Raw genomic sequence first — 24,338 nt, forward strand, 5'->3', positions numbered from 1 at the left:
GGAAAACCCATAAGACCGCACTCCGGTCATCCACCCTGGCGAGCATGGGCTGACACTGTAGACGGCAGCGCTTACTGGCCTTGCTCGCATGCCTCTGTCCACACATCGTTCAGACACAAAAAAGCACAGCCGAAGCTGTGCTTTTAGATGGCTTGTTAATGGATACTTGCTGGTAGCGCGGGTGCCTAGTTCAAGCCGTCGTCAATCGCGTCGATGAGCTCACCATCGCTGGTGTCGCCGCTCAACTCCCAGAAGAAGGCGCCAGACAGACCCTGCTGTTTCACGTAATCCATCTTGCCTCCGATAGTGGCTGGCGTGTCGTAGCTCCACCACTGGTTCCCGCAGTGTGCGTAGGCCGTGCCTGCAACGACGCCGGTTGAAGGACAGGTATTTTTCAGGACTTTGTAGTCATTGATACCCGCTTCGTATTCCCCGGGTGCCGCGCCGCCTGCTGCCCCGCCGGGAGCACTCTGAGTAACGCCGGTCCAGCCACGACCGTAGAAGCCTATGCCCAGCAGGATCTTGTCTGCAGGAATGCCTAGTTCTTTCATGACCTGGATGCCCTTGTCGGCATAGAAACCTTCCGTCGGGATGCCACTGTAGTTATACAGAGGTGAGTGGGGTGCTGTCGGACCTTGGGGGTTAAAGGCGCCGAAGTAGTCGTAGGTCATCAACATATAGAAGTCGACGTATTGGGCGGCACCGCCGTAGTCCGCTGCGCGCAATTTCGATTCAGCGGCACCAATGGCCGACGTGACCAGCTGGTTCCCGAAGCGTGCACGTAGCGCCGCCATCAGGTCGCGGTAACCGTTGAAGCCACTGCTATCGCAGGTCGCGCCACAGGCGTTCGGGTATTCCCAATCGATGTCGATACCGTCAAACACGCCTTCCCAACGGGAGTCGTTGACGAGGCTGTAGCAGGATTCGGCAAATGCCTGCGGATTGGCCGCCGCTTCACCGAAGCCACGTGACCACGTCCAGCCGCCGAAGGACCAGATCACCTTAAGGTCGGGGTACATTTGCTTCAGCCGCTTCAACTGGCCGAAGTTGCCTCGCAGTGCGCCGGTGTCCCAGGTATCCGCAACACCGTCAACACTGTCTGCGGCCGAGTAGGCTTTGTCGTAATCGGCGTACGGGTCGCCGATGACGCACTTGCCGCCAGAGACGTTACCGAAGGCATAGACAATGTGAGTCAGCTTGTCAGCTGAACCACTTGTGACGATGTCTTTGACATGATAATCACGGCCATAGACACCCCAGTTAGTGAAGTAGCCGATGATTTTCTTGTCGCCCGTACTCGGTGGATCTGTCGGATCGGTAGGGTCTGTTCCGTCGGTGATAGCTGCGGTCGTCGTTGCGGTTGCCTGGGCGCCGTCATTATCGGTCACCACCAGTGTTACGGTGTAGTCGCCCGCCTGGCTGTACTGGTGAGCCGGGTTCATGTCCGTTGATGACGTACCGTCACCGAAGGTCCAATCATATGATTCGATGAAACCGTCCGCATCAGAAGAGCCCGACGGCTTCATGTTGATAGTGCCACCGATGCTTGCGCTGTAGGGGCCGTTTGTGCCGGCTACAGGCGCCACGTTTCCAGGCGGCGTTACGCTGTCGCACTCACCTTGCAGCTTCCATTCCTGCCATTGGCCGGAATGCGTTGCCGGGCTCTGGTTCCTTGTCCACCATGCGGCTTCGTATAGCTTGCCATCCTGGGTTGCCTTTGCGCCGCCGAGGTAGACTTCCGAAGCTTGCCATTCGCTGATGCCGGTACAGTCGACCGCGAGGGCTGAGGAAGATACTGCCAATGCGCCTACAGCCATCAGCCAGCGACTTAATCGCCCCTTACTCGAGTTAATCGTCATAATAATTCCTTTATTTATGTGTTTCTGTCCATGTCATGCACTGAACGCCGACATATGTGTAACGATAAATAAGACGTCGGTAGATGGCCTTGCATATACACAACTATTTTTATCGGTCAACATGAAGTGCGCCCAGTTAACCGGTATTGAAAACAAGTTCCGACTGTGAAATCAGACCGGTCTTGTCAATGATAAAAACCGTCGTTGAACAGCAAGTTTTTGATGCTCGCGATCAATGAGGTTTTAATTTTTTTAATATCAATGTCTCACTAATTCTGAGAGTTGGATCACATAATCTAAAAGTGACTAAAATATAAAAATGGTGTCAGAGCAATCGCTTACATGTTGTTACATTGGTGTAGAGAGGAGAAGAAAAAGGTGTCAGAGCAAATATCGAAATATATTAAAAAGGCCATATTGTTCCGTATTGTGGGAAATATATTAATGGTTTGAGAATTCCTTGAGCGTATAAATAAAGTATCAGCGCATACGGCGTAATTTTTGTCGTGCGAGATAATGGATGTGAGAGTTTGGGATGACTGGATGTTTTCAGGATTAATTCTGGCGCTATCGCCGAATTCCGCTAGAATTAAACAAGGCTAAAGGATAGGCCCCAATATGCAGTAAAAAGGAATTTGCCTATGCCCCGGAAGACACGGATGTATCTACCTGGCATTCCCGTCCACGTTGTTCAACGTGGCCACAACCGGGACGCCTGCTTTTTTGCGGATGAAGATTACCACTATTACCAGTTCCTGCTTGGTGAGGGACTGAAGCGGTACGGCGTCGAACTCCACGCGTATTGCCTGATGACGAATCACGTCCACTTGCTGTTGACGCCGGAAACCTCTGTCAGCATTTCCCGCTTAATGCAGCACGTCAGTAGCGTGTATGTCCGTTATGTGAATCGTACTTACCGCCGCTCTGGAACCTTGTGGGAGGGGAGACACAGGGGCAGTCTGATCGACGCGGAAAACTACCTGTTGAGCTGCTATCGCTACATCGAGCTAAATCCGGTTACGGCAGATAGGGTTACACATCCGGAAGAATACCGCTGGAGTAGCTTTCGGGTTAACGCACTGGGTGAACATAATCCTTTGGTTTCACCGCATCCTATCTATTCAGGTCTGTCTGACGACCCAGTGGTCAGGCGGAAAGCCTATCGTGAACTTTTTCGTTTCAGTTTGCCGCTGGAAGAGAGGAGGGCCATTGCTGAATGCCTTTCGGCAGGCCAGGTCCTGGGCAAGAACCGGTTCAAGGAACAGGTGGAGTCAGCCTTGGGGCGGAAACTGGGCCAGGTGCGGGTGGGGCGGCCGAGAAAAGAGCGATGCCACGACCAGCCCGAGACAGAGTCAGAGAGTCTCTGACGACTAAGCACCCATAGGGCGGGCCGTCTTGGTGAGTTCACCTCAGCCCCGATGCGCTGCCTCAATCGCCGCGACATCAATCTTGCCCATCTCCATCATGGCCTCGAATGCCCGTCTTGCGGCTGCGCGATCAGGGTCGGTAATCGCTTCCGTCAATACCACCGGTGTGATCTGCCAGGACAGTCCCCATTTGTCGCGACACCAGCCGCAGGCGCTCTCTTCACCACCATTGTCTACGATCGCATTCCAGTAGCGGTCCGTTTCCTCCTGGTCGACGGTAGCGACCTGAAAGGAGAAGGCCTCACTGTGCTTGAACGCGTCTCCGCCGTTCAGTCCGAGGCAGGGAATGCCCATGACTGTGAACTCGACGGTCAAAACATCGCCTTCAGAGCCGGCTGGATAATCGCCCGGTGCACGATGTACGGCGTCGACGGATGAATCGGGAAAGATCTCGGCGTAAAAACGGGCAGCCTCTTCGGCATCGCCGTTGTACCACAGGCGAATGGTGTTCTTTGGATGGTTCATCATGCGCTTCTCCAGTGATCTGGTTGGCCTTTACGGGTTGTCGTGCAGCAGCTTTGAAAATCGACAAGGCGAGAAATTTTTTAATTAGAGGTTCCTCAGATCAAACCCGACCTGATCATGTCGAAGGTGTCGAGAATGCGTGCCACGTATTGGTCTTTCGGCCGGAAGCTACTCTGGGTGCTGATTGAAATGTCCCGCTCCAGATGATCGAGCAGTTTGTTCAGACGTCGGCGATGCAGGCCGACCGCGGCTTGAATGGGATCGGATATAACACCGGATAACGCAGCAAATGCTGCCAATATGGCCATGACAGCGACCATTACGCTGGTCGTCATCGCCAGCGAGGGCTCCGGCGGAAACCAGCTGTAGTACCATCCGCCGATTGTTTCACCCAGGATAAATTCCCGGGCGGCCAAGGCCTTGGCAAGTATGGATGCCAGTACCACGCCCAACCCGATGCCCCCCGGGGTGAATTTTTGGAATGCGAACGCACCCAGCACCGCGCAGGAAATGCTGTTGGTGATGTCGGCCGAGGCCGTCCGGGTTATGCGGTACTGGCTGAGCGCGTCGGCGACCACGGGCTCGATCAGTCCGGTAAAGCGTTGGTGATCGATCGTTCCTGAATGTGCCGCGCATAGACGACCTCCAAGGCTTCGACCAGGTAGTCCTCCAGCAGAAGACCCGGCCGGCCATTGTTCAGTAGCTCGACCTGAATGAGTGTTGAGATGTGCTGCTGCACCCGGGTCGTAAAGCCGGCGGGCACAGAATCCATCAGGCGGTACAACCACTTCAGGCGGGCTCGTTTCCGAACGAGAAACTTCACCAGACACGCCAGGGCGTACACGGGCGCCCAAAGCAGGTTGATAGGGGCACGCATCATATCCCAACCGATAGCCTGACGGTTGGTCTCGATCGCGCCTGGGTAATGGAAATGGCGGTCAATAAAGGTGGGTATACGCCCCCTGCAGTCGTCGAAATAGCGCTCGATAGCTGAGCGGGTGGCCTGTTCTATCTCTGCTTCGGATATATCCTGGCCGGACGATGTAGCGGTGGACATAGCGATGGGTGTATCAGTAGCTCTGTGAATGACTGGAACATTAGACCGTAAAGATGGGCACGTTGACAGTCGTGCGTGAAGGTAGGAACGGTCAAACCCAGATCGCGAAGGAGGGTAAGTGGTGTTCACTTAATCTCCGGCGTCTAGTTCTGAAATAGGTAGGTGTAAACCTTATTCAGGACGAGTCACGGGCAACAAAAAAGGCAGCCGAAGCTGCCTTTTTCAAGCGGAACGCGTGCTAGTTAGATAGCAACGACATTTTCCGCCTGCGGACCTTTCTGGCCCTGGGTCACGGTGAACTCGACAGACTGGCCTTCTGCCAGTGTCTTGAAACCGCCGCCCTGAATAGCGCTGTAGTGAACGAAGACGTCCGCTCCGCTTTCGCGAGTGATAAAGCCAAAGCCTTTGGTTTCGTTGAAGAATTTAACCGTACCGGTAGTAGTAGACATAAAAGACTATCCTGCATTCGAATATTTAGAGTGCTGTCAGTACATCGGTATGACGCCCGATCAGCAGTGTGCGGAAACAAAAAACACGCGGAATCAAAAACAGGACGGTGCACTACTAACTACAACAATGTAACGTCTTATTATTGAAATGCTTTGCTCGATCTTTCCTGTCTATGCACTCTACGCTTATGGAAGGGTGATTGCCAAGTTTATTTTATAGTCACTAACCGAGGGCAGACGCTCGTTGAGAACAGAGCAGCAGCCAGCCTGTCACCTTGCATGAACATTCACCCGAACCGCCTCCTGGATTGGCATCGACCCTGTATTGAGTTCCAGAATCTGCCGACTGAGCCGAGGTTCGTGGAGCAGTTGTGAGAGGGTACTGGCAACGTCCGCGCGGGGGATCTGATCATGGAATGCCGCCGGGCCCAGGAAAACGGTGCCTGTCCCAGGCTCGTCGACCAGGAGGGAGGGGCGGAGGATCACCCAGTCCAGTTCACTCTGGCTAACGGCAACGTCCGCTCCTTTTTTGGTGGCGAAGTAATACTCCACTTCCTCACCAAGCTCCCGTTCTCGCCAGGATTCGGGAAGCACGGACACAAGCAGGAAGCGCCTGACGCCAGCGATATGGGCTGCGCAGATGGCTTTCTCGACGCCGTCGCCATCAATGGCTTTCGTGATCTCGCGGCTGCCACCGTTCGACCCGGCGCTGTATACGATTGCATCCGCATCACTGAACGCATCGGCGAGTTCGTTTGGCGTCATGGTGGCAAGATCCGCGATTTGGGCGTCCATGCCTTGCTGCCGGAGTTCGGTCTGCTGTGCATGGAGGCGCACAAGGCCGCGAACACTATCACCCCTTACGTGCAGTTCCCGGGCAAGCAGACTGCCGACACCGCCTGTGATACCGATGATGAAGACGTTCATTCCGGATGCTCCTTTTGTCTTTTGCGAGAGGTTATCGCTTTATCACGCGTTCCCTGGAATGCGCGCGATCACCTTGATTTCAAAATCGAAACCGGCCAGCCAGTTCACGCCTACAGCGGTCCAGTTCGTGTACGGCGGTTCCCCGAATACCTTCCTTCTCACGGCGTCGATGTCGTTCCATTGCGCCTCGGGATCGGTATGAAATGTTGTGACGTCCACGATGTCATCAAACGTGCACCCGGCGGCTTTGAGCACGGCAGCGAGATTATCGAAGGCGAGTTGAACCTGGTTTTTGAAATTGGGTTCAGGTGACCCATCTTCGCGGCTGCCGACCTGGCCGGAGACAAACAGCAGGTCGCCAGAGCGGGTTGCCGCTGAGTAGCGGTTGATGTCGTAAAGCGCCTGCCGACCGGCAGGAAAGATGGCTTGGGGCTTGGTCATGATTTCAGTCCTGTTAAGTGAGTAATAGGAAGATCGGCTGCTTCACTGCGAGACGCCGGACTTCCAACGGCCCGCCATCGCAACTAAGATACGAGCCGTATGTCAGTATAATCTTGCATACGCCGCGTATGTCAATAGGCATACCCAGCGTATGTTATCGATAGGAGAAACGTGAATGGTCGCGAAACGCCGGGCACAGATGGTCCAGGAGACCCGTGGCAAGCTGATTCAGGCGGCTCGGAAGGCTTTTGCCGCCAAGGGGTACGCCGCGTCATCGATGGATGATCTCACGGCCGAGGTGGGCCTGACGCGGGGTGCCCTCTACCACAACTTCGGCGACAAGAAGGGATTGCTCCAAGCGGTGATCGATCAGATGGATGCGGAAATCCTGGTACGTATGCGCGCGGCCAGGGAAAAGGCTGACAACACCTGGCTCGGTTTCATGGATGAATGCATGGCCTACCTGGAAACGGCCCTGGAGCCCGAGATCCAGCGCGTCATGTTACTGGACGGGCCGGCGGTTCTCGGCGACCCTTCGCAATGGCCAAACCAGAATGCCTGCCTACATACGACGATGGAAACGCTTCAGGCGTTGATTGACGAGGGAACGATTCAGAAAGTGGATCCGGAGGCTGCAGCCCGGTTAATCAACGGCGCCGCCCTTAACGCCGCGCTATGGATCGCGGCAGCGGATGACTCGCAAGCGGTGTTCGACAGAGCGGTGGACGCCTTCCGATGTTTAGCCGAGGGATTGCTACGGAAGGATTGAGCTTGACTCGAAGAGATAACCAGACGCAGGGCCGAAAAGTACGACAGGCCCGATGACTTGGTCGATACTGAACCTGCCAACAAACTTGATCGAATGAAGCCGGGAGGAGGGCAGTCGCCATGTCTGAAGATCAACCACTGGTCCTTAAAACCAGTGATAACGGAGTGACCACGCTAACCCTTAATCAGCCGGAACGCCGTAACAGCCTGTCGATGGCGATGCTCGAAGCCCTGTCGGCGGAACTGCACGATATTGTGGAGGACGCAGAGACCCGAGTCGTGGTCCTCGCTGCACAGGGGAACGTATTCTGCGCGGGGCATGATCTGAGGGAGATTCGAGAGAAGTTCGATGATGCTGATTTTCAGTTGGCGTTGTTCGACCAATGCAGCAAGGTGATGCAGCAAATCGTCGATCTTTCGAAGCCGGTGATCGCACGTGTGGCCGGAGTGGCTACAGCGGCGGGCTGCCAGCTTGTCGCCAGCTGCGATCTCGCGGTAGCTGCCGACACGGCTCGGTTCGCAACCCCGGGCGTGAACATTGGGCTGTTCTGTTCGACGCCCATGGTGGCCCTATCCCGCAATGTGTCACGCAAGCAGGCGATGGAGATGCTGTTGACCGGCGAGATGATCAGCGCCACTCGCGCCGAGGAGATTGGTCTGGTGAACCGGGCGGTGGATGAGCAGGTGTTGGACGACACCGTATACCGGATGGCAAGGACCATTGCAGACAAATCGGGTCATACCCTGAAAATCGGCAAGGAGGCTTTTTACCGGCAACTGGAAATGCCCCTGGCTGATGCCTACGCATTCACCTCCCGCGTTATGGCGGAGAACCTCCAGGCCCATGATGCCCAGGAAGGCATTTGTGCGTTTCTGGATAAGCGCAAGCCCGAGTGGCATGACCGCTAGTCGCCGGTAAGCCGGGCTGCCGGTGCAACCGACCCCCTGGTAAGCCCTGGCAGGCCGATCCGCCACTTGGGATCGACCTGCTTGGATAGCGTGCTTTGAAGGGTCCAGGCCGGATTCCCTGCCGATCAGGGTAGGGCTTCCAGCACCTTATCCAGGGTGATCGGGAAATCCCTCACCCGGACGCCGGTCGCGTTGTATACGGCGTTGGCGACCGCCGCGCCGGCACCGCAGATACTCAGCTCGCCAATACCCTTCGAACCCAGGGGGTTGGAGCGCGGGTCCGGCTCTTCCCGGAAGTGCACTTCAAGGGCGGGGACGTCGCGGTTCACCGGCAGGTGGTATTCGGCCAGGTCCCGGTTCATGAAGGCACCGTAGCGTTCATCGAGCATCAGCTCTTCCAGCAAGGCGTATGAAATCCCCCAGACCATGCCCCCGAGTATCTGGGAGCGTGCAGTCTTATGGTTGAGAATACGCCCGGCCGAGAATACGCCCAGTAGGCGTTTCACCCGAACCTCCCCGGTGTCCCGGTCCACGTGCACTTCGGCGAATTGGGCCCCATAAGCCTGTTGGGAGTAGTTCTCCTGATCGTCACCGGGTTCGACTTCGCCATCCATCTCAAGAGCGTCGCTTCCGCTCTGGCGAACGAGATCGGTTAGCGCAAGGGTTTGGTCGCCCCAGTGCAGATTCCCGTCTTCGAAGCGGGCATCTTCTTCAGGGGCGTCTTTCACCAGACCTTGCTCCCGGGCAACGTCGAGCAGCTTTTTACGCATATTCAAGCAGGCATCGTGGAGAGCAGAGCCGGAGCTGCCCGCGCCGAACGAACCGCCGGACCCGCTACTGTCCGGATAGGTGCTGTCGCCCAACTCGATGCGGACGTTCTCCGCTGCGAGTCCCAGACCCTCGGCCGCGATCTGGGTGAGGATGGTGTAGGTGCCCGTGCCGATATCGGTCATATCCGCCCACGCTGTAAGCGTGCCGTCGCTGTCGAGCCGAATCCGGGTTTTCGACGGCATCAGCATATTCACGCGGATGGAACTGGCGACACCGTAGCCCACCAGATGGCGCCCCTCGGTCCGGGTCCCCGGTTCTTGTCCATCCGATTTCCAGCCAAACTTCTCGGCGCCTTCCTTGAGGCAAGCGGCCAGGTCATGGCTGGCGAAAGGCTGGCCTGTGCTCGGATCCTTGTCAGGCATGTTGGCGAGGCGGAAGGCCAGCGGGTCTTGCCCGCACTTGTAGGCCAGCTCATCGATGGCCGACTCGAAGGCAAGGGAGCCAATCGCATGGCCCGGCGCCCGGCATGAGTCGCAGGGCGGCATGTCGACCTGTTTAACGCGGTGCAGGCTCTTCAGGGCGTCGGTACGGTATGTCGTCCGTGCTGAAGCCCCGGTTGGTTCGGCGAACTCGTAACCCCGGGCCCGGGGCATGAAGCTCTCGTGCCCGATGGCCCGGATCTGGCCATCGGTGCCGGCGCCGAGCCTTATATGTTGGATTGAATTACCGCGATGGGGGGCATTCTGGAAAACGTGGCGCCGATGCTGAGCCACCTTCACGGGCCTCTGCAGGTGCATGGCCCCAAGACAGGCCAGAACGGCTTCGTTGTGGACGCCCAGCTTGGATCCGAAGCCGCCCCCGATATAGGGGCTCATCACTCGAACCTTGTCCTGGTCGAGCTTGAGGGTGGTCGCAAGTGACTGGACCGAAGGCCCAATCAGCTGGGCTGATATATAAACCTTCAGCTGACTACCATCGAAGTCTGCGATGGTAGCATGCGGCTCCATCGCCGCAGCCGCCTGATGGGGCGTCGTATAGGTCACATCGAGCGTCACCTCGGAACCCTGGTAAGCCTGCTCGAAATCGCCCTGGGTGATATCGGGCTCCATGCCGCCGTCGAGTTCACTCGGAATTTCGTCGGCCTCATCACCGGCCCTGGTGGTCGTTTCGGCGGATTCGTAGCTCACCTCCATCAGCTTTGCAGCGTGACGGGCGTTCACCAGGGTATCGGCGATCACCAGTGCGACCGGAAAACCGTGGTAGGGAATATGGTCGTCGAACAGCATAGCCCGGGACTGGGTGAAACGCCCCTCTTCCTCCGGTTCATGGGGCGGTGTCTGGGAGGCGCTATTGTGGTGGGTGAGTACTGCCACGACGCCGCTGCTCTTTTCGGCTGCCTGGGTCGCGATTGACTTGATGCGGCCCTTGGGAATGGAGGCTTCAACAATCCAGCCAATCAATGGCTGCTGGGGCAGTTGGTGCTCGGCCGCGTAGGGTGCTTTACCCGTGACCTTCAGGGGGCCGTCGACCCGGTCGAGTGGCTGTCCGATAGATGCGGGATTGTTCATGCGATGACCTCCTCCTCGTCCTGGCGGGCTGCTTCCCTGAGCGTGGCGACCAATGTGCGGCGGGCCAGCGGGATCTTGAAGTCGTTGCTGCCATAACCCTGAGCGTCGGCCAGTTCGGTCTCAGCAGCGCGAATGAAATTCTCTTCCGTTGGCGATTGGCCGAGCAGGGCGGCCTCTGCCTTGCGCGCACGCCAAGGTTTGTGGGCCACCCCGCCAAAGGCGATATGGACGCTGTCGACCTTGTCGTCGACCACGTTCAGGATGACGCCGACGGACACCAGCGCAAACGCGTAAGAGCTGCGATCCCGAACCTTGCGGTAGATCTGTCGCCCTGGTGGCGGTTCCGGCAGTTGGACCCCGAGAATGAGATCGCCGGGTTCGAGTACGGTATCGCGTTCCGGATGCTCGCCGGGCAGACGATGGAGTTGTTCGACGGGCAACGTGCGCTGGCGGCCATCACCACTGCGTATGCTCACCTGGGCATCCAGCGCCACCATGGCGACGGCCATATCCGAGGGATGTGTGGCGATGCAGTGATCGCTGGCGCCCAGGATCGCGTGTATCCGGTTCTGGCCGTCGATAGCGCTGCAACCTTCCCCCGGTTGTCGCTTGTTGCAGGGGCGGGACGTGTCATAGAAATAGTAGCAGCGGGTGCGTTGCAGCAGGTTGCCGCCTGTGGTCGCACGGTTGCGCAACTGGGCTGTCGCCCCGGAAAGTAATGCCGCTGAAAGTAACGGCCAACGCTGCCTGACGCGAGGATCACTGGCCAGTTGCGTATTGGTGACCAGGGTGTCGACCTTGAGCCCCTTGTCGTCGCTGTCTTCAATCTGTCGAAGAGAGAGCGAGGTGATGTCGGCCAGTTGGTCCGGCTGCTCGACTTCATGCTTCATCAAGTCGATCAGGTTGGTTCCGCCGGCGAGGAACTGAACGGCGGCGGCTTCGTGGGTGCCGGCACTGATATCCTCGACCACGTTGATGCGCTGGTAGTGAAACGGTTTCATGCCTCAGCCTCCTTGCTCACCGAACTGGCGACTCCGGTCTTCTCGGCGGCTTCAAGGATGGCATCCACGATATTGGCATAGGCTCCACAGCGACAGAGATTACCGCTCATGCGCTCCTGTATTTCCTCCCGACTGAGGCTGACTTCGCCTTTGCCAGTCACATCGCTGGGTTCCAGGTTGGCGAGTTCATCCAGCATGCCTTGTGCCGAACAGATCTGTCCGGGAGTGCAGTAGCCGCACTGGAAACCATCGTGTCGTACGAAGGCCTCCTGCAGCGGGTTGAGCGTGCCGTCCTGGGCAAGGCCTTCGATCGTCGTCACTTCGCTGCCTTCACACTGCACCGCGAGGATCAGGCAGGAATTGACTCGCCTCCCATCCAGTAGCAGCGTACAGGCACCGCACTGACCGTGGTCGCAGCCCTTCTTCGTGCCGGTGAGTCCAGGTATTTCCCTTAATGTATCCAGCAGCGTCGTTCGGGGATCTTCGTTGAGTGAGACTTCCTGGCCGTTAATCGAAAGTACCGCCATGCCGAGCCCTCCTATGCTTCGATGCGTTTGTCCATCCTAGTGGATGTTGATACCCGCGGGGTTAACACGTGTTCAGACAGCGCGTATCGCGTGGGTGATTTCATCTTCAGTTGGCGTCCTTCAAATACCATTCGCCTTCGGCCTGGTTCAGGCAGATGGTGAGCTGGGTCGATTTGATCTGTTTACGGCTACGGAGGGTGGTCAGGTCCAGCTCCCGGCATGTCTCTGAATCCTCGGTCGTTTTGGCGGTCAAGCCGTATCGCCAGGTCAGGGTTCCGTCCCTTGAAACATAGGCTTCGATATCGCCGACCTCTGCCGTGCCGAGGAAGGTTTCGATCCTTTGCTCGAGTATTTCCGTATCGGCCTCCGAGACATTGACTCCTGAAGGTGCTATCGCGCTGGCGGCGCTACCGATGAGCTTGAACGGCGCCTTGACGATGCCCGAGATCATGCCGGTAAACACGTTTTCGCCGGCGGTTGAAGCCACCTCGTCGGCCTGGGTTACGATCGACTCGACCCGGTCCAGCGTTGGAGGAACCAGCTGACGAATGCGCTCGCTTTCCGCCAGGATCTGGGGAATCAGTGTGCGGTAGGCTTCCAGTTCGGCGAGAAGGGGCGGTATCTGATCGCGCGTGAGGGCAATTTCCTTGCGGATCGCCTGGGACTCGACGCGCATGCGTTCGGTCTGCGTCAGTATGGCTGGGACGGTTTCCCGGGTGGCCCTGACTTCATCGAGCACGGACGGCAGTAGTTCGCGAACGGCTGCCACTTCGGATACCGTGGCGTCGGTCGTTTGCCTGAGCTTTTCAGCCTGCTCCAGGACCGTGGGCGCCAATGCCAGGAGCGGATCAAGCCTTTCCACGGTTCGGGTGGCCTGGCTGGTCATCTGGCCAAGCGTACCCGCCGTGGTGATCAGGGCGTATCCGAAATAGGCAATGGATGCCGCCAATAGTACGAGACTGAGTGAGCGTATGTACTCGGGTAACGTTTTCATGGCGTCGCCTCCTCTCGGCCGAAACGTCGACAGAGCGCCGACGGCAAGCAGTAGTGTGAGGACGAGACGGTCGTTACCGCTTCGATGCAACCGTTTCCGGGGGTAATGCATCTTTTAATAATAGATCGTTGCTTAGAGGGCGTTTGATCGGTTGCCGTCGATCGAGAGAACCATCTCGAGGTACTATCCGGCCTCAGGAAGCGTTAGCGATAATCCTATGAACACTAAAACAGGGCTCTCGATGAACAAGCGGTATTCTTTTTCCCTGAAAACCCTAAGAGGCCTCGTGTGCCCCTGTCTGCTGGTGCTTGGGGGCTGTACAAACGTCGCTGGAGATGTCGCCAGAATAATCGAGCTGCCTTCTGCATCACCTTCTGGTAGCAAGGCTTTATTCTCAATTGCCAGCAACTTCTTCGTCAGCGCAGGTTACGACTGTGGCGCCGAGGTTAGGCCTGATCAATTTCGCTGCTCGAAAAACCTACGTGACCTGTATATCCACCAGACAAAGGCCGTTGTGGAGATTTATCCCGCTAACGACGAGGACGACTCGTACACATTGGTAACAAACCGGTGGGATGAGGGGCTCATCCCTGGCGAATTGGTGTCCGGCACCTTTTCAAACGCCGACGTGGAGGCTTTTTGTCAGTTCCTGCTGGAAGAAGAGATCGGTGAATGTCGAACAGGAAGTGAACGCGCAGGTGTTCGGTTCCGGTTCAACACGGCCGATTGGGGTTATGCTGCCTAGCTGTTCCTGGCCTGCTTTACCTCTGCGTGCGGGACTATTCTCAGCGGTATTAGCCGGGCGTGGTACCCCGTCGCAACAGAAGTCCTAATGCCAACGCCGCCAAGGTGCCCACGAACGCGGCGAAGATGATTCCGGTGGCTTGAAGACTAATCGCACTCGCCATCAACCCAATGCCGATGATGGGAGCGGAAATTGCCACGTAGGCGACAATAAAGAAAGTCGACGCCACAGCTGCGCGCTCATTTGCCGGGCTGGCTGCGGTGATGGCGCCCATGCCGGCACGAAAGGCAATGCCCTGGCCCATACCTGCAATGATCGCCCCCAGAATAAACAGGATCAGTGACTGGAGGTGAATGCCCAAGGCTACGGGAATGACGCCTGACACCAGTGTCGCGCTGCCCAGCGGCAAGCGGAGGTTGATGGGCAGTTTCCCCTGCACGAACTGGCCGACGGTTGATGCAATGAAGATACTACCGGCCACGCATCCGATGAGGAGGTGGTTCTGGTAGCCCAGCACCTTGCCCATCATTGCGGGTGCAATTGAAGTGAAGAATCCGCAAACGGCAAAACCGGCAAAACCCGCGATGGCTGCAGGTATAAACACGCCGCGTACTTCCGGCGGTACGCTCAGGCGCTGCAGCGACAGTTTGGGGTGAGCTGGCTTCGATGCGGTTTCCGGAGCTCTCCAGACGCAGATCAGGGCCAGGACAGCGAGCCCCGTATGCGCCAGGTAGGGCAGCGCCAGTGGTGCCGGTAGGTATTGCGATAAGGCCCCGGCGAACATCGGGCCGAGACCCAGTCCGCCCATATTAGCGGCGGTGGCAATGAATGTGGCCCGCTCGCGCCAGTGGGGTGGTGCGGCTTCCATGACGGCCACGGTGGCGGTGCCCGTGAAAATTCCGGCGGAGAATCCCGATAGCATCCGTCCGGCGAGAATAAACTCCAATCCGTTAGCCTGCCAGAACAGCACGTCGCTTATCAGTGAGCAGGCGAGGCCAGCAAACAGCAACGGCCTGCGGCCCAACTGGTCGGACCATCGACCGGTAATCACCAGCGCCGCAATCACGCCGCCAGCGTAGACGGCAAAGATGATGGTGATCATCAACTGTGAGAAACCGAAGACATCCTGGTAAATCGGGTACAGCGGCGTGGGTAATGTGGTGCCGATCATCGTCACGCTAAACGAGAAGGCAAGCCCGAGAAAAAGTAGCAAGGCAGGGAAACCACGCTCGTCAGGTGCACTCGGGCGCTTATGCTGCGCGGTCATCAGCTGCCTCCTTGGCGGATTGAAGAGGAATGAGGGGTAGCGCGTGATTGTATTCTTTTTCTCGGTCTGCGCCTGATCTGGTTAACAGGCTATCTATCTGGCGACTTGAGGCTATGGGTAATACCCGAAAAAACAGCCAGGCAATGAGTCCGATTTTTTTTATAGCGGGACGGGTTGATCGGCTCACCCGCGTCTTGTCTGGAGGCCTGCGGGTAATCCTTCCTTTTTGAGCCATCGGAAAGAAATAGCGCCTGACGAGAAGGTGGACTCGTGGTAGCGTCCCTTTCTTGCACTGGACGTCCGAATCGGGTGCGGAGTCCAGTCTCATCCTTCAAAACGACCTGGACAATAACACGTGCTCGTATTGGACCAGCAAACGGCAAAACGCATCGTCGAGCGCACGATGCTGGCTATCGGTCATTCCGTGAACGTGATGAGTCCGGATGGGCTGATCATTGCGTCTGGAGAACCGCAGAGGATAGGGAGCCAGCATGAGGCGGCTCGCTTGGTTGCCGAGCGGGGCCAGCCGCTGGTGATTGAGGTGGCCGATGCGCATGGATACCCGGGTGCGCGACCGGGCGTTAATCTGCCGGTGACGGTGGGTGGACGGTTGGCTGCGGTGGTGGGGATCTCGGGCTCTCCCGACGAGGTCGCCCAGTTTGCGGACCTGGTTTGTATGACCGCAGAACTGATGCTTGAACAGGCGGCGCTATTAGAGGCAGGGCAGCATCGCCGTCGGCAGATCGAGGAGACGCTACTGGCCGCTTGTGAGGGTAAGACCGTGCCGGCGGTTTGGTTCGAGCAGTTGGGTATCGATGTCCAGCGCAGACGCATTGCGGTCATCGTGGAGGCAACGACTCAGCTTGCAGTCGACCAGGTACTGGTCCCCCTGCTGCCCTCCATCGAGCAGCGGCATAAGACTGCGCTGCCCGTACGCCTGTCTCCACGGCAGTTGTTGGTCTTCCTTGATTTTGAAAACAGGCTTGAGGTCGAATACCGGCAAAACAGCGCTGTCGAACTTCGCCGTTTGCTAATTCTGCCGGACCGGGAAGATATCCGTCTCGCCGTGGGACAGCCCTTCTCGGGTCGTTTCCACGTTGGCTACCAGTCTGCCCGGGCAACGCTGGAGGTCGGTCGGCGTAAGGCCCCGGCAAAACGGACCCTGTACTATGACGAGTTTCGTATCGGTGTGCTTTGGCACAGTCTGGTGCCTGAATGGCAGCATGATGACATCCAGGCGCCGGTAGAGGCGCTACTCCGGGAGCGCCAGGGAGAGCTCTACCTGAAAACCCTCATCAGGTTCATCGATTGCGATGGCCAGGTTCAGTGGTGTGCCGAACAGCTGCATGTCCATCCCAACACGGTGCGTTACCGGCTCCGCAGGGTTCATTCTGTCACCGGCCTGTCGCCCTTCCTCCTGCGCGAACTGTTGATCCTGCAGCTGGCTCTGGCTACACGCTGACGTTCTCCCGATGCTCAAAGCCGCAGATTGTCCAAATGAACAAAAATAGTCGGCTATTCCGTCGTCAATTTTGTTTGTCTCCCTAACGACCTTCTTGCAAGCAGCTTTTAAACTGTCTGGCAGAATTTCGCTCCATTCCAACAACAATGCAGTCAAAGGAGATAATTCATGCACCTGGTCCTGATCCTGGTGGCGCTGATCGTGTTTATCGTTTTCGCGACCAGCAAGCTCAAGCTGAATCCGTTTATCACACTCCTCCTGGCCTCCTTCCTGGCCGCATTTGCCTTCGGTCTGCCGATCGACTCGATCGAAAAAACCATACGTACCGGGTTCGGTAACATCCTTGGTTATATAGGTCTGGTGATCGTACTGGGGACGATTATCGGCGTTATTCTCGAGCGTACGGGCGCCGCCATCGTTATGGCTGAGAGCATTATCAAGATGCTGGGGCAGCGCTTCCCGACGCTGACGATGTCCATGGTCGGGTTCATCGTGTCCATCCCGGTCTTTTGCGATTCCGGCTTCGTTATCCTGAACAGCCTCAAGCGTTCCATGGCCCGAACCCTGTCCGTGTCCCCGGTGGCCATGACGGTTGCGTTGTCCACCGGGCTGTTTGCCACCCATACGCTGGTGCCGCCGACGCCGGGGCCAATCGCGGCTGCTGGCAACCTGGGGCTTGAGAACAACCTTGGACTGGTCATCGCCGTTGGCTTTGTTTTCGCTGTCATTGCAGCCGCAGCCGGCCTGTTCTGGGCCTCCAGATGCAGAAACCTTGAAAGCAAGGAGCTGGAGCAGGCGGAAGAAGCCTTTCAGGAAGCCCGCGAGCACTATGGTGAGCTGCCTTCGGCGTGGGCGGCCTTTGCACCGATTTTCGTACCCATCGTGCTGATCTGTCTTGGCTCCGTGGCGAGCTATCCCACTGCGCCGCTCGGGCAAGGTGGCCTCTATGAAACGTTGAACTTCCTCGGAAAGCCCCTGAATGCGCTGATGATCGGTCTTGGTTTCGCGGTTGTGCTGCTTAAGGGCGACAACAAACTGGAGGAGTTTGCCCGTCATACGCAAAAAGGACTTGAGGTCTCCGCCCCCATCATCCTGATCACGGGTGCCGGCGGTGCTTTCGGAAGCGTGCTGTCGCAGACGCCGCTGGGCGATTACCTGGGCGATACGCTGTCGACGCTGGGGCTGGGTGTCATCATGCCGTTCCTCGTCGCGGCAGCCCTTAAATCGGCGCAGGGGTCGTCGACGGTTGCCTTGGTGACCACGTCGGCCCTGGTGGCTCCGTTGATGACCCAGCTTGGGTTGGATTCCGACTTCGGGCGTGTGCTGACCGTCATGGCGATTGGTGCTGGCGCAATGACCGTGTCCCACGCCAATGACAGCTATTTCTGGGTGGTCTCGCAGTTCAGCAAGATGGGGGTTGCCACGGCTTATAAGTCGCATACGACGGCAACACTCATCATGGGGCTGGTAACTATTGTGTGTGTCTGGCTGGTCTCGTTGGTGGCGCTCTGATATGCGCGTCGTCATCGCCCCCGATTCATTCAAAGAGTGTCTTTCCGCCAAGTCGGTCGCGGCGTTCATTGCGCGAGGTTGGCGTCAGGGGGCTCCCGATGACGATATTGTACAGGTGCCGCTGGCGGACGGTGGCGAGGGCAGTACGGCTGCACTCATTGAGTCCCGGGGTGGCAGCCTTCACGCTGTCGAGGTGACCGGCCCGCTTGGCGGTACCGTCACGGCACATTACGGCCGGGTGGGCGATGGTGACACCGTTATTGTCGAGGTGGCTGAGGCGAGCGGGTTGCACCTTGTCGCCGCAGATTCCCGCGACGCCCTGCGGGCTACGAGTTATGGGACCGGTGAGCTGATCCGGGCAGCGATCTTGAATCGACCCAAGAAGTTGGTCATGTGCCTGGGAGGGAGTGCTACAACCGATGGCGGGGCAGGGATCCTCCAGGCCCTGGGTGCGAGACTACGCGATGCCGATGGACAGGATATATCCCCGGGTGGCGAGGGCCTGGCACTCTTGGCCAGCCTGGATGTCGACCCGGTTCTGGACCTGCTGGACGGGATCCAGTTGACGGTAGCGTGTGATGTTTCAAATCCGCTGCTAGGGCCAGAGGGAGCGGCAGCGGTGTTTGGTCCGCAAAAAGGGGCAACGTCAGCCCAGGTAGACATACTGGGTCAAGCACTGGCTCGTTTCTCCAAACTGGCAGAGGGGGCGGGTTTTGATATCCACTCGTTCGCCGGAAGTGGGGCCGCTGGGGGTATCGGTGGCATGGTGGCCGGCATTCTCGGCGCCACCCTCAAATCCGGTATCGAACTGATCATGGAAACAGTGCACCTGGAGCAGCGGATTCGTGGCGCTGACCTGGTGATTACCGCAGAAGGGGCGATCGACAGCCAGAGCGCGTTCGGCAAGACCCCTGCGGGCGTTGCGTCCCTTGCCCGGAAATACGCTGTACCGGTTATCGGTCTCGCAGGGCGTGTTGGTGACGAGCTGGCGCCGCTGCATGCCTCGGGGCTGACGGCAGCATTCGCGATCGTTCCCGGTCCGGCCTCGCTCGGTGATGCTATGGGCAATGCTGAAAGGAATCTTGTGCAGGCCGCAGAGCAACTGGCGCGGATGGCTATCGCGATTGCCAGTAAAAGGAGGTCGGCCCCATCGGACTGATCGTTCGATGGGCTGTCGAAACCTGAAATGCCTGTTCGACTAGTCAATACCTTTTACCTGAAGGTGTTCTATAACTCGAAAAGGCGAGCCATCATGCCCGGCAATACTATCCACCTGCACCGGGTGCTGCGCGCCAGTCCCGACCGCGTTTACCGTGCCTTTTGTTGACGCGGACGCTTTGGTGAAATGGCTTCCACCCCATGGGTTTGTGGGTCATATCGACGAGATGGATGTCCGCGAAGGCGGGGGCTATCACATGTCGTTCACCAATTTCACCACGGGCAACAAGCATTCCTTCAGCGCCCGCTTTACCGAACTCAAACCTGGCGAGCTGATTCGTCACATCGACCGATTCGATGACGCCAACCTGCCGGGGGAGATACAGGTGACGATCAGGCTGCAGCCGGTGTTGTGCGGTACGGACCCCTCCATTGTTCAGGAAGGGATTCCCGAGGTCATTCCTGAGGCGCTCTGCTACCAGGGCTGGCAGGAATCGCTAGGCCTGCTGGCATTGCTGGTGGACCCGGAAATTCCGGATGAGATGTGACTTAGCGGGCTACCGGGCAAGAGATGATGGTTAACGACCCCTCCTTTTGCCCTGGCGCCGAGTTCCAGGGATTTAGACCCGCTCGCCCCTTTCCGCTTCTCCTGCTTTCGACGTGGTTTGACGTTATAAAGCCTCAAGTTAGGTTGAAGTCAACGCTTTATTCGAGCGTCTTTGAAGCCTTTGTGTTGTTTTGACGTCTTGGCCGAACCGTACGGCTGTTTGCCGGTCGGAGTTAGAAGTCGGAGGACCAGGCCGTCACTTGTATGCATGACGCCCCCGTTTCAAGCTGGCCAAGTCTTAATAATGAGGCAAGGTCCACGCATGGGAGCCGTGACTAGACTGATTGCTCACGGCCCGAATCTTTCGTTCAGCCGGAAGGGAGTCATTGCCATGAATGTATCGTCGATCCTGAATCAACTGGTTAAACAGGCCGCTGGCCAGTCTTCCGGGCATGGCTCCGGTAAAGGTTTGGATGTCGGTCGGATGGTAGACAGCCTGTCGTCCCAGCTTAAGGGAGGGCGGGGATCAAGTGGTGGCCTTGATATGAAAAGCCTCCTTGGCGGCAGCGCCCTGGGCATGATGGTCGGCTCGAAGCGCGGCCAGAAAATGGGGGGCAAGGCGCTAAAGTATGGTGCGCTGGCTGGCATCGGCGTGTTGGCCTGGAAGGCCTACCAGAATTACCAGGGCAGTAGCACGGCGAGTGCCACCGATAATCAGCAGGGGCAGCCGCTTGAACAGCTGCAGGGTCAGCAGCAGGAGCAGCGTGGGCTGGAGATCCTGCAGGCGATGATTATGGCTGCCAAGGCCGACGGCCATATTGACGCTGACGAACGTGCGTTGTTGACGCAGGAAATCGAGAAGCTGGGCCCGGACGACGAGCTGCATGCGTGGATCCAGCAGCAATTCGATGCACCGCTGGATGCCTCGGCGTTGGCACGAAGCGCGGATTCCCCGCAGGCTGCTCGGGAGATCTACCTGGTTAGCGCCGCTATTATCGACGATCAGAATCCGATGGAGCGGGCATGGCTGGATCAACTGGCGGGGGCGTTGAACCTGCCACCGGAGATGGTTCTCGAGCTGGATCGTCAAATCCTGGCGCAGGTGGACCAGGCCTAGGCGCTGGGCATTCCCGAACTGTTATTCGTAGGCGGACCGCATTCGGGAAGGGGCAGTCTCTTTGCCCCTTCTCAACGTTATGCCGATAAACCTATCAAGCCAGTTCGGGGACGCGATTAGAACGGCGTACCAGCTGTAGCTCCTCCACCAGTTCCTCCACCCGTTGCTCCGCTTGCTTGACGGAGTCTGCGAGTAGCTCGCCTCCTGCCTCCTGGTTCTCCACTGCAATGCGATGGAAGTTAGTGATACCGATAAACTCCAGGGCGGTGACGAGACTGGGTTCCAGATGATTCATATGGGCGAGTGCTCCGCCGGGCTCGAAGCCAACACCGCCCCTAGAGGACAGGATAACCGCGTGACGCGGACGATAATTCAGCATCGGGATGAACGGATCGTCCAGCTTGGTCGGGTCGTACTTGACCGTCCGGTCCATGCGAATGACGAGATCGATCCAGGCCTTGAGGGTGGCAGGCATGCCGAAATTGTAGAGTGGCGCGCCGATGACCAGGATGTCCGCGGCGATAAGTTCGTCAATCAGTTGGTCGCTTTCTGCCAGCACGTTTTTCATCCAGGGTTCCTGGCGGTCTGCGGGCGTGAAGGCGGCCTGTATCCAGTCCCGGGTAATAAACGAAGGTGGCGTCGCGCCGATATCCCTGTAAGTGACCGTATCCGCGGGTGAATGGTCCAGCCACCGGTTTACGAACTGGCGGGTCAGGTTGCGGCTATGGGAGCCGTGCTCGTCTATACCGGCATAGCCGGGGCGGGCACTGGCGTTGAGTTGCAGGATATGGGTCATAGCGGTGGTCCTTCTGGTTGGTCATGCTCTGAGTTGAATTCATCTGTTATTCTCAGCAGACTCAGGCTATCGCTACGCTATAAAGAACGACAAACGATCATTTCTTGCACTTATAGATGAGTCAGATTCATCCATGAATACGCGTCGATTGCCTTCTCTTTCTGCCCTGCGCGCCTTCGAAGCCGCAGCCCGGCACGAAAGCGCCAAGCAGGCTGCGCAGGAACTGTCCGTGACGGCTACCGCCATCAGTCACCAGATCCGTGGGCTGGAGGAGGCATTGGGAGTATCCCTGTTCATTCGTAGGCCCCGGCAGCTCGAATTGACACCGCAAGGGCGGGAACTGCAGCAGGTGCTGGAAACGGCATTCGACAGCATTGGCCATGTTGTCGAGCGCCTAAAAACAACGCCTGCGCGCCAGGCCATCACACTCTCGACCACGCCTGCCGTTGCCGTGCGGTGGCTGCTGTCATGGGTGTGTATGCTGCGGGATTCGCATCCGGACATTGATCTTCGCTTCCATGCATCCCATGAGGCTGTTGCCCTGGACGGTGTGACGGCGGACTTGGCCATTCGCTACGGTGACGGCCGCTGGCCAGGGCTGGTCGCAGAGAAGCTTTTCGATAACGTTTTCATCCCCGCCTGCAGTCCCCATCTGCAGCTGCATGATGTTGCTGACCTGCCAATACATCCGCTGATCCATTTCCGTCCTCAGGCGGCGACCTCGGTCTCACCGCTGGATTGGGCGGGTTGGCAGAAACTGGCCCAGGTACCGGGCCTGGACGTTAGTGCCGGGTTGATGTTCTCCGACGAGACCCACGCCATTTCCGCAGCCATCGGTGGTCAGGGTGTTGCCTTGATGAGCCGTCAATTGATCGAGGATGAGCTGAGCCAGGGCCGATTGGTGCAGCCGTTTGGACCGGAGCTGCCAGGCAAACCCTTCTACTTGGTGTATCCGGAAAGCAGACGCAAGGACCCGACAATTCTTGCGATCCGGGAATGGGTAATGAACGTGCCTGGTGGGATTTGCGACTTATCGGCCGAGAGTGATCCGATGCCCACCCCGGGGCCATCAGTCATGTCGCGCTGAAGCCGTTAAAGTAGGCAAGAGATGTGCGCGCGCTACCTCCCTTTCACCTGGTTGTAAATGCCTGAAAGTTCAGTGCGGCTGCATCCGGGCGGCTTTGGAACCGCTCCGGAATCGGCGGCGTCAGCTTAATTTACGCAGCTGCTGATGAACTTAATTTAACAATCCGCTTTTATGCAACTTTAATAAATAAGAGGTCTTCTTTATTTCTTAAAGGGATAATATTTTGCTCGTAAATATGATGCATAAAATAACATGGCGTTTTAGGCGATGTATTTATAGCGGTGTGACGTCAAATATGCTTACACCGGCTTTGATCGCGACATATGTTTAAATTTTTAAATTATTTTAAAACAATGGGTTAATTATGTGGTATGGAAGCTGCTATCAACAAATACCGCTGACGTGATGGTTCAGGTCTAAGTTTGTCAGCTACGAAAAATCAAGGAGAGATAAACTATGAAAAGTGCCCTCAAGAAAACGCTTCTTTCATCTTTGGTAGTGCCTTTTGCCTTGGGCGCGCAGTCTGCCTCCGCTGAGCTGATTACGGATTGGGGTTATGACGTTGTCAGTCAGTTCTCTAACTGGACGGCTAGCCCCGGTGAAGGTGGCGTCACCCCATCCGACGATGACCACACCCTGTCTTGGGGTACGGATTCGCAGTCTTCTATCTCCATTACCGACGTATCCTCCCCTAGCGGTCTTATAACCAACGGAGGCTACGTCGATGGTGGCGTCTTCACTCACAATAACTTTGTTATCGACGCTAATGATGCGGCGTTGACCAGTTTCGATTTGACCTCCACACTGACGTTGACTCCTTTCTCGCCGTCAGGTGACCCTGTGGACCCGTTGTCCCGGACCTTCGACAGCTTCTTCAGCGAAACCTTTAACGGCGGTGAATGCGTGGATGCATCGACTTCTATCTGTGATGACATCTTTACCGTCTTTAACATCAACGACCTAAACGCTGTACCGACAGAGAATGGGTACGAGTTCGAGTCTCCCGCGTTCACTATCGACGACTACTCTTACACGGTGTTTCTTGAGCTGGCGGGCCTGGTCATGTTGGATGACGACGCCTGTGCCGAAGCAGGTGCATTGGTGGGTTGTGTAGGTCTTCTGACTGAAGAGGGCGCTGTAAATAACTTCGAGACCCGGTTCCGTATTACTGCCACAGAGGTGCCCGAGCCGGGTACGCTCGCGTTGCTGGGTATGGGCCTCGCAGGTTTGGGCCTCGCTCGTCGTAAGAAAGCTGCGAAGCACTAACAGCTTAACAATCAGGCTGACATCAAAGCCCCCGCTTATATAAGCGGGGGCTTTCGTTTAAAGATTGCATCGAAAACAGCAAATCCGGGGAGCCGCTAGGTGAAACGCTGCTTCAGCTCTCATGATCGCCCGGGGTGCAGAAATCAATAGGTAAGTAACGCTTTTTTCCTCCTTGCGGAAGTCTCTTGCTCAAATACGACGCAAAAAACAACATGACT

24 protein-coding genes are annotated in these 24,338 nt (G+C 57.3%); 11 read left to right on the forward strand and 13 right to left on the reverse strand.

Annotation, left to right across the window (positions count from 1 at the left end; translation table 11 throughout):
• Positions 1-185 precede the first annotated feature (185 nt).
• Positions 186-1,859, reverse strand: coding sequence for a glycosyl hydrolase family 18 protein (locus RE428_RS05450; protein WP_169334062.1), 1,674 nt, complete (start codon positions 1,857-1,859; stop codon positions 186-188).
• 641 nt (positions 1,860-2,500) lie between these two features.
• On the opposite strand from RE428_RS05450, the gene RE428_RS05455 reads away from it, so the two are divergent.
• A complete protein-coding gene (locus tag RE428_RS05455; protein ID WP_004580969.1) occupies positions 2,501-3,226 on the forward strand; it encodes a transposase in 726 nt (241 codons plus the stop codon).
• Positions 3,227-3,268: 42 nt separating this feature from the next.
• Here RE428_RS05455 and RE428_RS05460 read toward each other — a convergent pair whose 3' ends face one another.
• From RE428_RS05460 to RE428_RS05485, 6 genes are all read right to left on the reverse strand, one after another.
• On the reverse strand, positions 3,269-3,751 hold the full coding sequence (locus RE428_RS05460; protein ID WP_205624647.1) for a VOC family protein: 483 nt from the start codon (positions 3,749-3,751) through the stop codon (positions 3,269-3,271).
• A gap of 95 nt (positions 3,752-3,846) precedes the next feature.
• Positions 3,847-4,329, reverse strand: coding sequence for a DUF6635 family protein (locus RE428_RS05465; protein ID WP_227500209.1), 483 nt, complete (start codon positions 4,327-4,329; stop codon positions 3,847-3,849).
• A gap of 8 nt (positions 4,330-4,337) precedes the next feature.
• Entirely contained in the window at positions 4,338-4,808 is a 471-nt protein-coding gene (locus RE428_RS05470) for a DUF6635 family protein (protein WP_227500210.1), read from the reverse strand.
• 242 nt (positions 4,809-5,050) lie between these two features.
• Positions 5,051-5,257, reverse strand: coding sequence for a cold-shock protein (locus tag RE428_RS05475; protein ID WP_004580971.1), 207 nt, complete (start codon positions 5,255-5,257; stop codon positions 5,051-5,053).
• Positions 5,258-5,527: 270 nt separating this feature from the next.
• Positions 5,528-6,184: an NAD(P)H-binding protein gene (locus RE428_RS05480; RefSeq protein WP_004580972.1), complete on the reverse strand. Its 657-nt coding sequence runs from the start codon at positions 6,182-6,184 to the stop codon at positions 5,528-5,530.
• 42 nt (positions 6,185-6,226) lie between these two features.
• Positions 6,227-6,625, reverse strand: coding sequence for a RidA family protein (locus RE428_RS05485; RefSeq protein WP_004580973.1), 399 nt, complete (start codon positions 6,623-6,625; stop codon positions 6,227-6,229).
• A gap of 175 nt (positions 6,626-6,800) precedes the next feature.
• Here RE428_RS05485 and RE428_RS05490 point away from each other — a divergent pair, with 175 nt between their 5' ends.
• Both RE428_RS05490 and RE428_RS05495 read left to right on the forward strand, forming a co-directional pair.
• Positions 6,801-7,394: a TetR/AcrR family transcriptional regulator gene (locus RE428_RS05490; protein ID WP_004580974.1), complete on the forward strand. Its 594-nt coding sequence runs from the start codon at positions 6,801-6,803 to the stop codon at positions 7,392-7,394.
• A 119-nt stretch (positions 7,395-7,513) separates the two neighbouring features.
• The gene (locus RE428_RS05495) at positions 7,514-8,302 is read left to right on the forward strand and encodes an enoyl-CoA hydratase (RefSeq protein WP_004580975.1); all 789 of its coding nucleotides are present in this window, start codon (positions 7,514-7,516) and stop codon (positions 8,300-8,302) included.
• 125 nt (positions 8,303-8,427) lie between these two features.
• Here RE428_RS05495 and RE428_RS05500 read toward each other — a convergent pair whose 3' ends face one another.
• The 4 genes from RE428_RS05500 to RE428_RS05515 all read right to left on the reverse strand — a co-directional run bounded on the left by RE428_RS05500 (position 8,428) and on the right by RE428_RS05515 (position 13,163).
• On the reverse strand, positions 8,428-10,641 hold the full coding sequence (locus RE428_RS05500; RefSeq protein WP_004580976.1) for a xanthine dehydrogenase family protein molybdopterin-binding subunit: 2,214 nt from the start codon (positions 10,639-10,641) through the stop codon (positions 8,428-8,430).
• Positions 10,638-11,642, reverse strand: a complete 1,005-nt coding sequence (locus RE428_RS05505; protein WP_004580977.1) for an FAD binding domain-containing protein — start codon at positions 11,640-11,642, stop codon at positions 10,638-10,640. Before RE428_RS05505 ends, RE428_RS05500 begins: the two co-directional genes overlap by 4 nt.
• A complete protein-coding gene (locus RE428_RS05510; protein WP_004580978.1) occupies positions 11,639-12,169 on the reverse strand; it encodes a (2Fe-2S)-binding protein in 531 nt (176 codons plus the stop codon). The genes RE428_RS05505 and RE428_RS05510 overlap by 4 nt, the downstream gene beginning before the upstream one ends.
• Before the next feature lie 106 nt (positions 12,170-12,275).
• Positions 12,276-13,163 (reverse strand): hypothetical protein, encoded by an 888-nt coding sequence (locus RE428_RS05515; RefSeq protein ID WP_004580979.1) that lies wholly within the window; start codon positions 13,161-13,163, stop codon positions 12,276-12,278.
• A gap of 217 nt (positions 13,164-13,380) precedes the next feature.
• Here RE428_RS05515 and RE428_RS05520 point away from each other — a divergent pair, with 217 nt between their 5' ends.
• Positions 13,381-13,908, forward strand: a complete 528-nt coding sequence (locus RE428_RS05520) for a hypothetical protein (protein WP_004580980.1) — start codon at positions 13,381-13,383, stop codon at positions 13,906-13,908.
• A gap of 49 nt (positions 13,909-13,957) precedes the next feature.
• Here the strand turns inward: RE428_RS05520 and RE428_RS05525 are convergent, their stop codons facing one another.
• Positions 13,958-15,175 (reverse strand): MFS transporter, encoded by a 1,218-nt coding sequence (locus RE428_RS05525; RefSeq protein WP_004580981.1) that lies wholly within the window; start codon positions 15,173-15,175, stop codon positions 13,958-13,960.
• A 355-nt stretch (positions 15,176-15,530) separates the two neighbouring features.
• Here RE428_RS05525 and RE428_RS05530 point away from each other — a divergent pair, with 355 nt between their 5' ends.
• The 5 genes from RE428_RS05530 to RE428_RS05550 all read left to right on the forward strand — a co-directional run bounded on the left by RE428_RS05530 (position 15,531) and on the right by RE428_RS05550 (position 20,971).
• Complete coding sequence (locus RE428_RS05530; protein ID WP_004580982.1) at positions 15,531-16,637, forward strand: sugar diacid recognition domain-containing protein; 1,107 nt, start codon at positions 15,531-15,533, stop codon at positions 16,635-16,637.
• A gap of 168 nt (positions 16,638-16,805) precedes the next feature.
• Positions 16,806-18,149, forward strand: coding sequence for a GntP family permease (locus RE428_RS05535; protein ID WP_004580983.1), 1,344 nt, complete (start codon positions 16,806-16,808; stop codon positions 18,147-18,149).
• 1 nt (position 18,150) lies between these two features.
• Positions 18,151-19,308 (forward strand): glycerate kinase, encoded by a 1,158-nt coding sequence (locus RE428_RS05540; RefSeq protein WP_004580984.1) that lies wholly within the window; start codon positions 18,151-18,153, stop codon positions 19,306-19,308.
• A gap of 181 nt (positions 19,309-19,489) precedes the next feature.
• Complete coding sequence (locus RE428_RS05545) at positions 19,490-19,855, forward strand: SRPBCC domain-containing protein (protein WP_004580985.1); 366 nt, start codon at positions 19,490-19,492, stop codon at positions 19,853-19,855.
• Between the two features lie 390 nt (positions 19,856-20,245).
• A complete protein-coding gene (locus tag RE428_RS05550; RefSeq protein ID WP_004580986.1) occupies positions 20,246-20,971 on the forward strand; it encodes a tellurite resistance TerB family protein in 726 nt (241 codons plus the stop codon).
• Between the two features lie 94 nt (positions 20,972-21,065).
• On the opposite strand, the gene RE428_RS05555 is transcribed toward RE428_RS05550, so the two are convergent.
• Positions 21,066-21,767: an FMN-dependent NADH-azoreductase gene (locus tag RE428_RS05555; RefSeq protein ID WP_004580987.1), complete on the reverse strand. Its 702-nt coding sequence runs from the start codon at positions 21,765-21,767 to the stop codon at positions 21,066-21,068.
• Between the two features lie 133 nt (positions 21,768-21,900).
• Between RE428_RS05555 and RE428_RS05560 the strand changes: the two genes are divergently transcribed.
• A complete protein-coding gene (locus RE428_RS05560) occupies positions 21,901-22,854 on the forward strand; it encodes a LysR substrate-binding domain-containing protein (RefSeq protein WP_004580988.1) in 954 nt (317 codons plus the stop codon).
• A 456-nt stretch (positions 22,855-23,310) separates the two neighbouring features.
• Positions 23,311-24,120: a THxN family PEP-CTERM protein gene (locus RE428_RS05565; protein WP_004580989.1), complete on the forward strand. Its 810-nt coding sequence runs from the start codon at positions 23,311-23,313 to the stop codon at positions 24,118-24,120.
• The last annotated feature ends 218 nt before the right edge of the window (positions 24,121-24,338 follow it).

The sequence above is a fragment of the Marinobacter nanhaiticus D15-8W genome (genome assembly GCF_036511935.1).
Taxonomy (GTDB): Bacteria; Pseudomonadota; Gammaproteobacteria; order Pseudomonadales; family Oleiphilaceae; genus Marinobacter_A; species Marinobacter_A nanhaiticus.